Origin of the sequence: Kiloniella laminariae DSM 19542 (genome assembly GCF_000374005.1) — a bacterium.
GTDB classification, from domain to species: Bacteria; Pseudomonadota; Alphaproteobacteria; order Kiloniellales; family Kiloniellaceae; genus Kiloniella; species Kiloniella laminariae.
In genome coordinates this window covers 152555-166048 of sequence record NZ_KB893135.1, presented here as the reverse complement: position 1 = coordinate 166048, position 13494 = coordinate 152555, and the positions used below count along the sequence as shown (strand labels likewise).

Here is a 13494-nt window from a genome sequence, read left to right as displayed (position 1 = left end):
TGGTGTGGTTAGAAGAACCTGCTATGGAGGGTGTCGTGCCATTCTTCTATGCGATCCTGTTGGTTTTCTTTGTGAGTTCAACCTCTCTTGCGCAGGAAAATGCGGGAGAAGATCTTGCCCTCCCGAACCGTTCAGACCCTAAAACCGTCTATCTGACCAACGGCGAATGGCCGCCCTATACTTCTCAGCATCTGGACCACTACGGTTTCGTGTCCCGTATCATTGAAGAAGCTTTCAGGGTTGAAGGTTATAACGTCGTCTATGGATTTTTCCCCTGGAAGCGATCCTATGAGCTGGCGAAAAAGGGGCAGTGGGATGGCTCTGTCGGCTGGGTGCCTACGGAGGAACGGCAGTCAGACTTTATATTTTCCGATAATGTTGCCGATGTGCAGAAGTATTTTTTCCATCTCAAGAACACGGAATTTGACTGGGCAGAGGTAGAGGATCTGAAGGGCTATCGTCTCGGGGTTGCGGCGGGTTACACCTATGGCCCGGAATTTGACGAGCTCTGGCATAACGGCGTCTTGGCAACGGATGAAAGCAACAATGAAACCAGTAATCTGGTCAAGCTGTTGCGCGGACGCATCGACGCTTTTCCAATCGAGTTGGAGGTGGGGTATTATCTGATCCATTCGACCCTGCGCAAGCGGGATATCGTCCAGATCACCAACCACCCGCAGATGATCATGCAAAGCCCGGTTGCCCTTGGAATCTCGCGGCAGCTCGATCCGGCGCGGGCAGAGGAAATTCTTTCCGTGTTCAACCGCGGTCTGGCTACCCTTCGTGAGCTGGGTATCTATGAAAAATATCGCGACGAGATGATGCCGCGTTCGTAAAGGGACCGGTTCATAAAGCATCCCGGTCGTAAATTTATTCGGCGATGAAAGATCGGAGCCCCTATGGGACGTTGTATCTAGAGCAGCAGTTCTTCTTCGCTCCAGAGATCACGGAGGCTTTGCAGCTCTCCACTTTTTTCGAGCTTTTGCAAGGTCACGGAAATGCGTTCTACTATGTTTTCCGGCAGATGGGGCGAAACCATCATATAGAAGGTTTCACTGCCCAGAGCCGAGGCATGAATGCGCAGGTTGTGGACATTTTTCACGCCCGCCTGTTCCAGGCCGGGGCGGCGGACATAATAAAATCTGGCCCGGCCATTCCAGAGTTTATCGACATTTTGCTGCAGCGTTTGTCCACTGCTGTCGACCCGGATGCCAAGGTCTTCCAGCTTTTTGATCACACTGCTGCCTGCATTGACCAGAACAATATTGTCAGGGGAAAGGGCCCGGACATCGGCCCAGTTTTGGGGTGTGGCTGTGTCGTCCTGACGCGAAAGCAGGTGGTAATCTACGGTCCAGACCGGAAAATCAATTACATGAAGTGATCTGCGGCGGCTGTCGCTGTCCTGAAGCCCGCAGGCAAGGTCTAACTTGCCTTTGCTGGTTTCATATACAATGCGCGAAAGGGTGCGCCACTGGTCCTGGCCTTTGAATTTTAATCCCGGGTCTGCTGCTTCAATCGCGCGCAACAGATCCGGGCAGAAACCGGATGGTGTGTGTTCACTATTCCGGCCCATAAATTTTGGAGCGCCACCAATCTGGGCAGAGGTCCGCAGGACAAGCGGCTCTTCAGCCCGGGCCTGGGGCGAGGTGAAGAACAGAGCTATGGTCAAAAACGGGAGCAGCCCGGAAAGGCGAAGGACAGGAAAAAGGCGTGAGGATTTCCGGGGCAGGCGTGTCGCCCCGGGTTTCTGCACAGAAAGCAGGCCCTCATGTCTTTTCGAAATCATCTTATTTTCCCTGCGGGACAATGCTCTGCCATAGGGTCATTGTTTACAATCCTTTGCTTCTTTTCCGCCTGGTCTGTTGTAATGGTACAGCAACAGGGTTCAATTTTCTATATCAACCTTACATTGCTGAGGAATTCGGTAATGTCATCCTTGAGTGTTTTGTTGTTTTGATTCAGATCTGCGACCACTTGTTTTTGGTTCTCGGCAAGTTTGCCGGTTTCGTCTGCTGCGGTTGCAACATCCTGAATGGTCTTTCCAACGTCGCGTGCGCCCTGTGAGGCCTCTGTCACGTTGCGGGCAATCTCGCTGGTTGCCGCGCTCTGTTCCTCGACCGCACCGGCAACGATTGCCGTCAGCTTGTCGATGGTCCTGATGGTTTCTCCGACCCCGAGAACGGCAGAGGCTGCAGCTTCGGTTTCCAGCTGGATCTCCTTGATTTTTTGGCTGATCGTTTCGGTTGCCTCTCCGGTCTGGCTGGCGAGATTTTTGACTTCGCCGGCCACCACGGCAAAGCCCTTGCCGGCTTCTCCTGCCCGGGCGGATTCAATGGTGGCGTTCAGGGCCAGAAGGTTGGTCTGGCCAGCGATATCACTGATCATCTTGATGACCTGTCCAATACTTTCTGCAGCTTCACTCAGGGTTTTAACCCGCGTGTTGGTCCGTTCAATCTCATCGACAGCCGAGCGGGACACATCTGATACCTGAGCCATCTGTCGGGAGATTTCATCGACGGATGCGGACAGCTCGGTCGTTGCCGAAGAAACCGTCTCTATATTGCTGTTGGCCTCTTCGATACTGATCGATGCGTTGCGGGAAAGCTCTCCGGTAGAAGTTGCATTCTGGGCCATGGTCGAGGCCGAAGTGGAAACATTTTCGACAGAACTGGACACAATATCCAGCGCACTGCTCATTTTTTTGTCAAATTCAGTGGTCAGTTGGTCAAGCTTTTCATGGCGTTGTCTTTCTGCCTCCTGTTTAAGTGCATCCTGTTCGAACATGCTGCGTTGTTTGATCGCGTTTTCCTTGAACACGCCGACAGCTCGGGCCATGTTGCCGATTTCGTCCTTGCGATTGGCTCCCTGGATATCAATATCCAGATTATTATCTGCCAGCTCACTCATGCGGTCGGTGATCTGGGCGATGGGGGTCGCTATAACCTTGGTCAGCACAACCCCGAAAAATATGGCCGCCGAAGCCAGAAAGGCGAGAGAGACAATGATGGTTGTCGTGAATTTGATAACAGCGCTGTTTTTGAGGGTGTGAGAGTCAGCCACGGTCAATTCCAGCTTCTGACTTAATTCCTGAGCCACCTCCTCGAATTTTCCAATCGTCTCCTGGGGCAAGCCGGAGACTTCGATGGCCCTGGCCTGATTAACCGTAAGATAGTTGCGCATCAGCTGGATCTGCTTGCTGGCAAAGGTATCACGCCAGAGCTGGTAATTGCTTGCCAGCGAAGCAACCAGCCTGTCAATTTCCGGATCCTGTACCGAGAGCTATTTGAGACGGGAGGAATGTTTTGTCACAACCTCGCCTAAGTTATTAAAGTCTTGAAGACCTTTACGATCACCCGTCAGAAGGTAATAGAGCAGGCCCTGACGCTGATCGATGAAGGATTTGTTATAGAGCTGATAGGTATGATCCAGATCCTGGGCATATTCATTGTTCAGGTCTGCATTCTTGATGTCGTTGATGGCAGAGAAGGAAATAAGGGCCATCAGAACCGTGATGGCAATCAGGCAGGCAAAGCTGACAGCAAGCTTGCGTGAAATTTTTATATTGTGGAGGAAGTTCATGATCTGCTCCCGAGTTCCGGCATTATTGCACTGCGCGACGGCGAGCGAGTTCTGTCAGATTGTATTCGACAGTAATCGCGCCTATCGGCTGCTGTGTGCTGTCCGAGATGGTCAGATTAATCTGGGTACGCCAGGTCTTGCTGGCTTCATGATATTCTGCCTCGTCTATAAAAACAGCGTTGTGACCCTTGGGGTAGGTCTCCGAGAACTTGGCCTCATCCCCTTGCCAGAAATCCGATGTGATGGCGCTTTGTCCCACGTTCAGGCCCTTGGCATCCATAACAAACATTTCAGTGAAAAGGCCGATGGACGCGGCCTGGATCTGGGTGAGATAACTGGAAAGAGGGCTGCTGAGGGTGGCCGCGATCAGGGGTTGGTCTTCAAGCTCGCGTTCTGCACGCCACTGTTTGTCGAGGTTATCGACCTCAGACTGGGGCAGGGTGGCATATTTTTTATTCTGGGAGAGGAGAGAGATTTCGACAACCGGGTTTTGCAACCAGGTTCTTATTTCCTTGATTGCCGTTTCGTCGATCAAGGAAAGAGGGGGGGGGAGGATTCCTGAGAAAAGGCAGGAATATTTCCGGTAAACAGCGGTGTGAAGACGAACACCCCGCATAGGAGTATCGATTTGTATCGCATGGTTTTCCGCAATCCTGAGTGTTTTTACTGTTCTTATTATTGGGTTGGTTTTAGATGATCTTTCGCGTGATGAGTTTAAAACTTTGTAGGGAGGCGTACGCACATTTTTTTAGACTGTCGTGACTAAACGAACTTTACGGTAAATTAATGGGATTAATCTTTGATTAACTTGGGGGAGTTTGTCCAAGAATAGAGGGCCTTATGGCAAAGACTTCCCCTTGGCTGTGACGGCTAAAGCACGTTTTGTTTAATCAGAGCTGGAAAAAATGCATCAGCTATTTGGTATGTCGCGTTTACTTCTCCTTTGATCTATTCCGATCAAAAGGAAAAATTTTAAAGAATTTACCCTGTTTATATAAGGTTGACTTATATAAGACCGATCGCCAGATCCGACAGTAATCCTCACACTTGGGGGACAGGATCAGGCAAGAGGACGCCGCGACGAGAGACTGGTCCTAGCTGTTATGACTGAGGATATTGATCAGCTTGCCAAAGGGATCGCGGACATAAAACCGACGGACGCCCCAGGGTTCGTCCGTCAGGTCATATTCAATGGTGAAGTCAGCAGCTTTCATCTTCTGGTAGAGATGATCAACATCGTCGACTTCGATGGAAAGGTCGGGAACGGGCGTGCCAGCCCCGCCTTCACTGGCAAAACTGATTTGGACGGCCATGGGCTGGTCCGATCCGTAGGTGACAATCCAGCCATGATCCATCAAAAGATCCAGCCCCAGAATGTCGCGGTAAAAAGTCTGCGCATCAGCGGGGGTAGCCCCCTGTGCCGCTGTTGCTATGTTGGACACGATACGTTTGACAGTCATTGGGTGATCCCGATTTTGCTCATGATGGTCCTGTTTTACGGTTTGTTCCGGGGTTTCAGAGAGGCGTTTTGCCTGCCTTTGGCCAATAGGTCCCAAAGCACCAGATGTTCCCTTCCGGATCGCGGCAGATAAACTCTTTGCTGCCGTAATCCCGATCAGTCAGTCCTTCGAGAACTTCTGCCCCGGCTGCAGAGGCACTAGCAAAGACCTCCTCGACATCCCCGACGGCAATGTAAATTGCCTTGCCGGCACTTTCACCGGGGTGACCGACAATCTTGCAAAAGGCATCTTCCCGGGCTTCTCCGATCATAATCAGGGAAGAGCCGAGCGCAAGCTCGGCGTGGGCGATAATTTCTTCCTCTCTGTAGCAGACGTACTCTTTGAAACCAAAGGCTTGCTGTAACCAGTCAATCATGGCCGCTGCGTTGCGGTAGCGCAGGGTTGGAAAGATACAGGGAGCTTCGCTGGTGCTGCTCATGGTGCTGGTTTGTGACCGGGACAGGCTGGTTGAGCTGTTCATTTTTTCCTCTGGATGACGGTTTTATCAAGTGCCCTAGAGTGCGGCAGGGCAAGTCTGCCGTCTTGAAGAAATGTAACCGGCAGCTATTTTGTTTTTGCCAGCCAGCCCGAAGGGGTGCTGCCGGACAAATCGGCAAACTCCCGGCAGAAATGCGCCTGATCAGCATAACCGCTGGCAAAGGCAATGTCGGCCCAGTCTGGCGCGGTGACGGGGTCTCTCTCAGGGCGCGCGCGGGGGATCCCGGCCAGATCAAGGGCGTGCTTGAAACGGACCACGCGGGTGACGGTCTTGGGGGAAAGGCCAAATTCAATCCGGAAACAGCGGGCCAGATGTTTGCGGCTGCAGTCGAGTTTTTGAGCCAGAGCAGAAATCCGGAGATTGCCTGACTGTTTCAGAATTTCACCATAGGCGACCTGGGCCAGGTTTCTTTCCGGCGCTGCTTGCTGGAGACGTTGCAGAACAAAGTGTTCGACCAGAACAAACCGCTCGTTCCAGTCCTGGCTATTGAACAGGCGCTGGCGCAGGGTAAGGATCTCCTGGTCTCCCAGCTCTTCCAGTGTCACCATTCGATCGGCCAGCTCGCTTAACGGCAAGCCAAAAAAACCTTTTGCGCCTGCGGCGGTGAAGTTGATCTGGATGCACCGGGCCTGCCCGTTTGAGTTGATGAAAACCGGGCCGGCATAAAGCCCTGCGGCAAAAGATCCCCAGTGGTCAGAAGTTGCGGGGCGCTGGCCCAGCGCGATGTTGAAGGGATCGCCAAAGCTGATGATCAGGGGAAAGATCAGATTGGCAACTTCGACCTGGTCAACGAGCGGCTGTCCTCTTTCACGATAGCCAATGATATCCTGAACCAGACCGGAAAGGGCCGGGCCGGGTTGATAGACAAACCAGTCGGGGGCAGTCTGTTGTGTGGCAGCAGTCATCGTCAGGATCGCCTGGCAAGTCAGAAATTGTCTGGATAATCACCCTTTGATCATATCGGGCAGGAGCAGGGGATCAAAGATAAATCTTGGACAGGTTGTGACCGGGATTTTCTAGTCCGCTGGCGTAATCATGGGCTCTGGCGTGCCGTTCCAGCGGAATTCCCAGCTGTTGCCAGGACGGATGTTCTGGATCAGTTGCGGGTGGAAGATGGCGATGCAGCGGCCTCTGGCTTTGCGGAGTGAGGGGTAAATCACGCCGTTGCCCCCGGCCCGCAAGAGATTTCGCGCGAGGGCCTGCCCGGCCGGGTAGGCAAGCGTCGGATCGGGTGAGAGGTAATCCTGCCCCCGGTTTTTTGACAGGTCGTGCAGCTCGGTCGAAAAACCGGCCAGCAGTTCGCGGTAGCGGGTGGTGTTGACCAGCGTGCCTGTGTTGATCAACTCGTTTGACAGGTGATAGCCGACCTCGGCCTGGGCGGTTTTGACCGCCGAACTGCCAAAGGTGGCGTACCAGGCGCCGCGTTCGGGGCCGTTGAAGCGGTTGCCGCTGGCGTGGGTGTAACAGAAGGCCGCATTGATATAGCTCCAGCCATAACGCGCGTTTACGGGGATCAGCTCTTCCGGTGACAGCCCGGCGGGCAGGGCCACAAGGGATTGGTGCCGGGGCGAGGTCATCATTTCCAGCTCTTCGAGGATGGCGAGATCGGCTTCGTCATCGGCGAGGGGCTGCAGCGCAGGCTCGTTCAGATAGGCGGTGGAGATCAGGCGGCATGTGTTTTGTTCACCAAAACTGACCAGGGGAAAATCCGCCGGGTCACTCCAGCTTGCGCTCAAAGCCCGCCCCGCAGGGCATCGATATGCTGGCGCACGGCCATCATGGCCGGGATGCCGCCGTCAATCATGACCTCAAGCGGTTTTCGACCCAGAAAGCCTGATCCGGCGTTTTGGCGGCTGACCCAGCCATAGGTCAGCGGGCCGTCAAACAACAGGCGCAGCCCCTTGTAGATGCCAAGGATCAGGCTGGCGCGGGTCATTTTATCCTGATCCAGCCGCCCATGAAAATTCCCGGCCTTCATGCGGTTCCAGGTGGCAATCGGTACATCAAACAGACTGGCGGCATCGCGGTTGCTCAGCTGCCAGGCATCGGCCGTGCGCACCACCGCCTTGACGATGGCCGTGACCCTGGCATCATCAGATGTGGGAGTGACAGCGGCGTTATGGACAAAAGGCTGTGCGGCTTCCTGTAATCCGGGGATGTTCATAATTTCACCTCATATGAGATTCATATATGTATCATATGATATGTATTGTGTAAAAGTCAACTCCTGTTTCCAAGGCTTACAAACCATCCTGTAACCCAACCAGCAGCGGGGTGCCGCTGTCGTCGAATTTGAAGACGCCGTATTTTGCGTTTTCGTATTTTTTTGCCTCGCCTTCCTGGAAAAAGAAACTGTCGGGCACCAGCTTGATACCGCGAGGGTTCCTGCTGTATTTCAGGCGCAGCTCACCTTCGGCCAGCGCGGTGCCGACATCAAAACGGACAACCCGGGCGACATTGGTTTCATCGGGACGGATGACCAGATATCCGCGTGGATCGGAGGGGCGGTAGGAGAGCTTCAGAGCGTCCCGTTCGATCGTATAGCTCAGGCGCATGAAATCGCCCTGCATCAACGACCGGGGGTCGACCGGAGCCAGTTCCAGAAATACTGTCTGGCCGTGAAGTTTGGTCTGTTCCTTCTGGTAAATGGCATAGTTGAGAACCAGAAAAACCACCAGGGAGAGGGCGATCAGGACAAGGTTTCTGCGCATGGCTATTCTCCCCCAGCAGGTGTTGGCTGGGCCTGATCTGACGGAACCGGATCGGGCCGGGTTATTTCTGGTTGACTTGTTTCAGGCTGGTGCCAGCCTTTGAAGCGCAGGTAGAGATATCCAGCCAGCAGGATCAGTCCACTGCCAGTCAGGGCCACCGATTTTTCCAGCAGGGTAAGATCGAGATTGTAGTAATAGAACCAGATGGATAACGGCAGAAACAGCGCGCCGATGAGAGCAAAAAGGCGCAGATGGGCGGCATATCCCAAAATCAGCAGGCAGAGAGAGAGCAGCAGGCCGGGCGAAGCAAGGGCAGCAAGCAGCAGACTGCCGATCAGGGCAAGCTGGACCGCCCGATACTGCAAGGCCTGTATCCCGCCCGCAGCCCAGCAAATCAGGACCAGAAGGGTAAGGCCGAGAGAGACGGTGAGAAAGCGAGAGGTGATCAGTGCAGCTTCTTCGGATGGAGGGTCGAAATCCGGCAGGGCGATCAGCACAACGCCCAGACAGAACGAGGCAACCAGCGCCTGGGATAGCGGCATCAACGCGGCGCTGGTCTTGCTATAGCCGAGCAGGAAAGCTGCCGCCAGAAGGTTGAGCAAGAGAAAGCCGTTGTAGATCCAGGCCATACTGCTGTCGGGGGACAGGTTGTGAAGGATATTGCCATGAAAAGCGACCAGCACGGCAAGCGGCGCGAGATAGCGATAGAGGGACTGGGGATAAAAGTAGCAGGTTGCGCCGACCATCAGCAGAGCAAAGAAATTCACAGCCCAGAGGTCTTCATCGGTCCAGCTGAAGATGCTGTGAAGCAGAAATACCTGCCCGATAACCAGCAGGGTAAAGGAGCTTTGCAAGCCAAGAGTATGGATGACAGCCTGGGGCTGTCCTGCCGCAGGTCGCGAGAAGGGCAGCAGTCCAAAGGCGCCAGCAACGATGGGGATGCCGAGGCTGGCCAGTTGTCCGGCGCTGTCGAAGTCAATGACCTCGAGGATCGTTACGAAGAAGAACAAGAAAACAGAAGTAATGCCTGTACCGACCGCCGCCAGCAGCTTGATATAAAACGGCAGTTCCGGGGCGATCTGACGCTGCCGGACAAAGTCCTCCAGCCGGGGATCCGGCCCGAGCAGTTCTTTTTGTTGCAACTGTAAGAACAGGGTGGCGACTGAAAGAGCGTCTCTCTGGAGGGTTTGTGGCTGATCCACAGGAGAGTTTTTCCCTTGAGAAATATCAGCCATGTCTTACCTCCTGTGCGGCCAGCATCCGGCGCAGATAATGGATAAAGCCGCCAAAGAGGGCAAAACTGAAAAGCGCGATGAACAGAGTGGCAATCGCCCCGCCGAGGGGCAGTTTATCGACAAAAAAGACGACGAAGAATTCAATCACGACGGCGAGTGAAAAGATCACAGCTGCCAGAGCCGGAATATCACGTCTGATTGTCAGCTCCCGGTCCGCGCGGTTTATTTTCAGGCGTTTGCCATAATACCTGTAACAACAGATATGTCCGGCAAGCCCGATCACTGCGCTATAGAATATGCCGATATCGGCGTAGTGGGTCGCAAGGAAAAAGAAAATCAGAGGGTACATCATCAGGACCAGAAGCGGGACCAGCAGAACCCAGCGGGTCCAGCCGGGCTGTAACCACCCAAAGCCGACTTTATTATAAAGCCATTCGCGCAGGGCAAGGGCGCTTCCGGTAACAAAGATGATCAGAGCACTGATAAAGCTGACCATATCGGGTTCAGGCTGAGCTGCCTGATCCCACCAGAAGTAAACCGCGATGTTGACAATCACCAGCCAGACGAACCACTGGGCGGCAAAGTTGGACAACAGGGTCCAGCCGAAAGCCAGCAGGGCCCAGAGGGCAAAGAGCTGCCAGGCATCGGCCCCGGTCTGATAGACCTGACCAAAGACCGCGAGGAAGACGCCGATTAATACCGAAGCGGCCAGCAAAGAAAGCTGTCCCGGCAACTGTCCGGTTTTGAACAGCAAGGCTGCGATCACCGAGGCAACCACTGCGGCTTCGATCAGGCCCAACTTGGCGAACGGAGGTATGGCATTCCAGTTAAAGGCAAAAAAGAAAATCACGCCTGCGAGGATCAGGGCCGTTGACAGCACCAGCAACAAGCGGGAAACCCACAGGCCCCAGCTGTTGTGCGGGATCAGCAGTTGCAGCGCGGTATCGCGGGCTTCCCGGTTGATTTTCCCGGCAGCATAAAGTGCATCAACCAGTCCCCGGTCGGCAAAAACTTGATCGAGGGATAATCTGCCTAGAGTGTTCGGGCCATCCGGGTGTCCCGGATCTGGTTTGTTTTCAGGCAGGATGGCCTGTTCCTGTTCTTTGACCTGTGTAACATCTGGCCCGTTATCCCCCATGATTCCCCCGTCACTCTCTGTAATCGCCGGCTGGTTTGTCTGCTACTTTAGCGCTCATAACCAGATTGATGAACACTATATTTGTGTTTTCTCCGGGCAGGGTCAAACGGCTTTTCAGCAGGACGGGGTGTTGGTGTTCGCAGCAACAGGCTTTATAGTTATATGAAGACCTGGATAGTTATATGAAGACCCGGATAGTTATATGAAGACCGGAGAGTTATATAAAGATCGGGAAACCCCGGTTTGGGACGGGGCAGTTGTAAAGGGAGCAGAAACAGTGAACAAGATTGCTGGTGGTGAGCTGCGCAAAATACCGCAAGTCAGGCTGGAACGTCTGCCAGAGCGTGCCTTTGCTGACTGGAAGACCCATGGGATCAAGGCTTTTGCCGCTGATAAACGTAAAAATCATGGCTATGGTGCTGATGAGGCTCTTAAACTTTCCGCGGACTCTTTTTCCCGCTGTCTGCCCCAGGGGCTGGCAACACCGGACCACTATATTTTTCAGGTGCTGAATACACAGGATCAGCCGGTGGGTACTGCCTGGTTTGCGGTGCAGGATGACTATGGTCTGCGTCGGGCCTTTATCTATGACCTGGAAATTGTCGATCGTGAAAGGCGCAAAGGCTATGGCCGGGCGACGATGATGGCGCTGGAGGATGAGGTGCGCAGGCGGGGGATCAAAACCCTGGGGCTGCATGTTTTTGCCTTTAACAAAGCGGCGGAACAGCTCTATCGCTGGCTGGGCTACAAGGTCACTGACCTGACCATGGAAAAGAAGCTTTGAAGTCGTGGTTCCTCATCACAAACCCCTGAGAGCTGAGGTCCGATGCACGGGTGGCGGTTCTGTTTTGCAGTCGGGAGCATTAAGAAAATCCGGTTCTGCAGGCCTTTACTGACTGTCTTTTGCTGTTTTCGGCCAGATTCCCGGATGTTTTTTTTCAACAAAAATTGCATCCTGTGGTTTATGTTTCGCGCTGTTGCTTCAGGGCGGGATGTTTTTTTGTCATGCTATCATGACCTTGGCAGGATGAGAGAAGTCATAGGTTGTATGGTCTTTGTTTTTAAAGCAAAAGATTGTTTTTTCTTATGTGGCAAACATTGTCGAAAAAGCAAAATTTACCTTTATTACAGAGAGTTTGTGTTAGAATTATCCTGAGGGGAACTCGTTTTGGAGATCCTGATGGTAAGAATTTTCTGGCTTCGCAGACTGTGTATCCTGTTACTTTGTAGTGTCGGTTTCTCGGCCCAGAACATGTCCCAGAGTTATGCCGAAGACTTGGACCAGAGTCCGGCCAACAGTTCGGCGCTGGAATTTTATACTGAAAATTTCCCCCCCTATAATTATCTGGAAAACGGGGTGCTCAAGGGAGTTGCCAGTGATACGATCCGGGAGCTGGCTGCAGAAGTTGGCGAGGAGCCGGATATTTCTGTTATGGCCTGGCCCAGAGCCTATAAGATGGCGCAGGAAAAACCGGGCCGGGCAATTTTCTCGATGGTCCGCACCCCTGAACGCGAGGCGCAGTTCCAATGGGTTGGCCCGTTACATACCATCCGGCTGGCGCTCTATAGTGCCAGTGGCAATGCCTGGCGGTACAAGGGGAGCAACGCGGAAAATCTTGAGGTAGCCAAAAGGGTCCATACGATATCAGTACAGTTCAAGGGGGCTGGCTACGAAATCCTGAAATCCCAGGGGTTTGATAACCTTAGTCCGATCCAGGACATCGGGGAAAGTTTTTCCCTGCTGTTGAACCGTCGGCACGATCTGATGCAGATGTCGGATGCCTATGTCGACTATATGATCGAGCAAAAAATCATCTCTGCCGAGGAAATTACCCAGATTGCCGTACTCGGGGAGTTTGATATCTATCTTGCCTTTTCCAATATGACAGCCGAGGTTGTGGTCGAACGCTGGCGCAGGGCCCTGGCTGTACTGAAAAAAAAGCAGGAAAATGTCGAGCAAACCGGGTCCCATATTGATATAGGTATTGTGCAGGATCAATCCTCCGGTCTAACCGATCCCTCTGGTCTAAAGAGTGCGGACCTCTAAAAATCTTTGGTAAAACTCACCAGTCAACGGGAGGAATTTTTAATAACCCTGCCTTTGAGTTGTCGATAATTTTCGGCTAAAGAATATCTTCTCAGTCGAAGTCGAGACGAAAAAGAAGGGGGATTTATGGCACAGGTTTTTCTGGTTGTTGGCAATACTGGTGCGGGAAAAAGCACCTATGCGGCCAAGTTGGCGCAACAGGAAAAGGCGCATATCTTTGCCGTGGATGTTTGGATGAAGAACCTCTTCCTGATGGATATGCCCGACCCGCCATCCTATGAATGGGCACTGGAACGCACCCGGCGTATCGAGGTGCAGCAACTGGTTGAAACTCTGGGACTGCTTGAAAAAGGACTCAGCGTTATCCTTGATATCGGCTTTTTTGCCCGCGCTCAGCGCCAGAGGGTTCGGGGTTTTCTTTGCGAGAATGGTCACGAACCCCGGGTTCATTATCTTGACGTTGACAAGGACACCCGCTGGCAAAGGGTGCAGGAACGCAACAAAGGCGAGAGCGATACCTATCAGTTTGAGGTCAGCCGAGAGGTTTTCGAATTTTGCGAAACAATCTTTGAACCGCTGGATGAGGGGGAACGGGCTGAGGCGATTGTTCTCAGATCCTGAGTGTTCACGGGACCTGTCTGTTCACAAGCCCCGTCTGTTCACAAGCCCCGTCTGTTCACAAGCCCCGTCTGTTCACAAGCCCCGTCTGTTCACAAGCCCCGTCTGTTCACAAGCCCCGTCTGTTCAGGGGTCTTGAGGTCTTTCACTTTTGAGCAGAAGCGACAA

At 53.3% G+C, this 13494-nt stretch carries 16 protein-coding genes; 4 read left to right on the top strand and 12 right to left on the bottom strand.

Annotated elements, in window-relative coordinates; all coding sequences use genetic code 11:
* Positions 1 to 2: 2 nt before the first annotated feature.
* Positions 3 to 836 carry a substrate-binding periplasmic protein gene (locus tag B152_RS0105400; RefSeq protein WP_157230867.1) on the top strand — a complete coding sequence of 278 codons (834 nt, stop codon included), beginning with the start codon at positions 3 to 5 and terminating at the stop codon, positions 834 to 836.
* Between the two features lie 77 nt (positions 837 to 913).
* Here the strand turns inward: B152_RS0105400 and B152_RS0105395 are convergent, their stop codons facing one another.
* The 12 genes from B152_RS0105395 to B152_RS25015 all read right to left on the bottom strand — a co-directional run bounded on the left by B152_RS0105395 (position 914) and on the right by B152_RS25015 (position 10661).
* Positions 914 to 1786 (bottom strand): substrate-binding periplasmic protein, encoded by an 873-nt coding sequence (locus B152_RS0105395; protein WP_020591375.1) that lies wholly within the window; start codon positions 1784 to 1786, stop codon positions 914 to 916.
* Positions 1787 to 1893: 107 nt separating this feature from the next.
* Positions 1894 to 3180, bottom strand: coding sequence for a methyl-accepting chemotaxis protein (locus B152_RS22635; RefSeq protein WP_020591374.1), 1287 nt, complete (start codon positions 3178 to 3180; stop codon positions 1894 to 1896).
* Between the two features lie 99 nt (positions 3181 to 3279).
* Positions 3280 to 3579 (bottom strand): CHASE3 domain-containing protein, encoded by a 300-nt coding sequence (locus tag B152_RS0105385; RefSeq protein WP_020591373.1) that lies wholly within the window; start codon positions 3577 to 3579, stop codon positions 3280 to 3282.
* A 22-nt stretch (positions 3580 to 3601) separates the two neighbouring features.
* Positions 3602 to 4075 (bottom strand): hypothetical protein, encoded by a 474-nt coding sequence (locus tag B152_RS22630; protein WP_211212132.1) that lies wholly within the window; start codon positions 4073 to 4075, stop codon positions 3602 to 3604.
* A gap of 598 nt (positions 4076 to 4673) precedes the next feature.
* Positions 4674 to 5039: a VOC family protein gene (locus tag B152_RS0105375; RefSeq protein WP_020591371.1), complete on the bottom strand. Its 366-nt coding sequence runs from the start codon at positions 5037 to 5039 to the stop codon at positions 4674 to 4676.
* A 55-nt stretch (positions 5040 to 5094) separates the two neighbouring features.
* A complete protein-coding gene (locus B152_RS0105370; protein WP_020591370.1) occupies positions 5095 to 5559 on the bottom strand; it encodes a VOC family protein in 465 nt (154 codons plus the stop codon).
* Between the two features lie 83 nt (positions 5560 to 5642).
* Complete coding sequence (locus tag B152_RS0105365) at positions 5643 to 6482, bottom strand: AraC family transcriptional regulator (protein ID WP_020591369.1); 840 nt, start codon at positions 6480 to 6482, stop codon at positions 5643 to 5645.
* A 111-nt stretch (positions 6483 to 6593) separates the two neighbouring features.
* Positions 6594 to 7313: an RES family NAD+ phosphorylase gene (locus B152_RS0105360; protein ID WP_020591368.1), complete on the bottom strand. Its 720-nt coding sequence runs from the start codon at positions 7311 to 7313 to the stop codon at positions 6594 to 6596.
* Positions 7310 to 7741 carry an antitoxin Xre-like helix-turn-helix domain-containing protein gene (locus tag B152_RS0105355; RefSeq protein WP_020591367.1) on the bottom strand — a complete coding sequence of 144 codons (432 nt, stop codon included), beginning with the start codon at positions 7739 to 7741 and terminating at the stop codon, positions 7310 to 7312. Before B152_RS0105355 ends, B152_RS0105360 begins: the two co-directional genes overlap by 4 nt.
* Before the next feature lie 76 nt (positions 7742 to 7817).
* Entirely contained in the window at positions 7818 to 8288 is a 471-nt protein-coding gene (locus B152_RS0105350) for a GDYXXLXY domain-containing protein (protein ID WP_020591366.1), read from the bottom strand.
* A gap of 2 nt (positions 8289 to 8290) precedes the next feature.
* Complete coding sequence (locus B152_RS0105345) at positions 8291 to 9523, bottom strand: DUF4401 domain-containing protein (protein ID WP_020591365.1); 1233 nt, start codon at positions 9521 to 9523, stop codon at positions 8291 to 8293.
* Positions 9516 to 10661 (bottom strand): DUF2157 domain-containing protein, encoded by a 1146-nt coding sequence (locus B152_RS25015; protein WP_020591364.1) that lies wholly within the window; start codon positions 10659 to 10661, stop codon positions 9516 to 9518. The genes B152_RS0105345 and B152_RS25015 overlap by 8 nt, the downstream gene beginning before the upstream one ends.
* 277 nt (positions 10662 to 10938) lie before the next feature.
* Here B152_RS25015 and B152_RS0105335 point away from each other — a divergent pair, with 277 nt between their 5' ends.
* From B152_RS0105335 to B152_RS0105325, 3 genes are all read left to right on the top strand, one after another.
* A complete protein-coding gene (locus B152_RS0105335; protein ID WP_157230865.1) occupies positions 10939 to 11445 on the top strand; it encodes a GNAT family N-acetyltransferase in 507 nt (168 codons plus the stop codon).
* A gap of 396 nt (positions 11446 to 11841) precedes the next feature.
* Entirely contained in the window at positions 11842 to 12708 is an 867-nt protein-coding gene (locus tag B152_RS0105330; RefSeq protein WP_157230863.1) for a substrate-binding periplasmic protein, read from the top strand.
* A 126-nt stretch (positions 12709 to 12834) separates the two neighbouring features.
* Complete coding sequence (locus B152_RS0105325) at positions 12835 to 13329, top strand: P-loop nucleotide/nucleoside kinase family protein (protein WP_020591361.1); 495 nt, start codon at positions 12835 to 12837, stop codon at positions 13327 to 13329.
* Positions 13330 to 13494 lie beyond the last annotated feature (165 nt).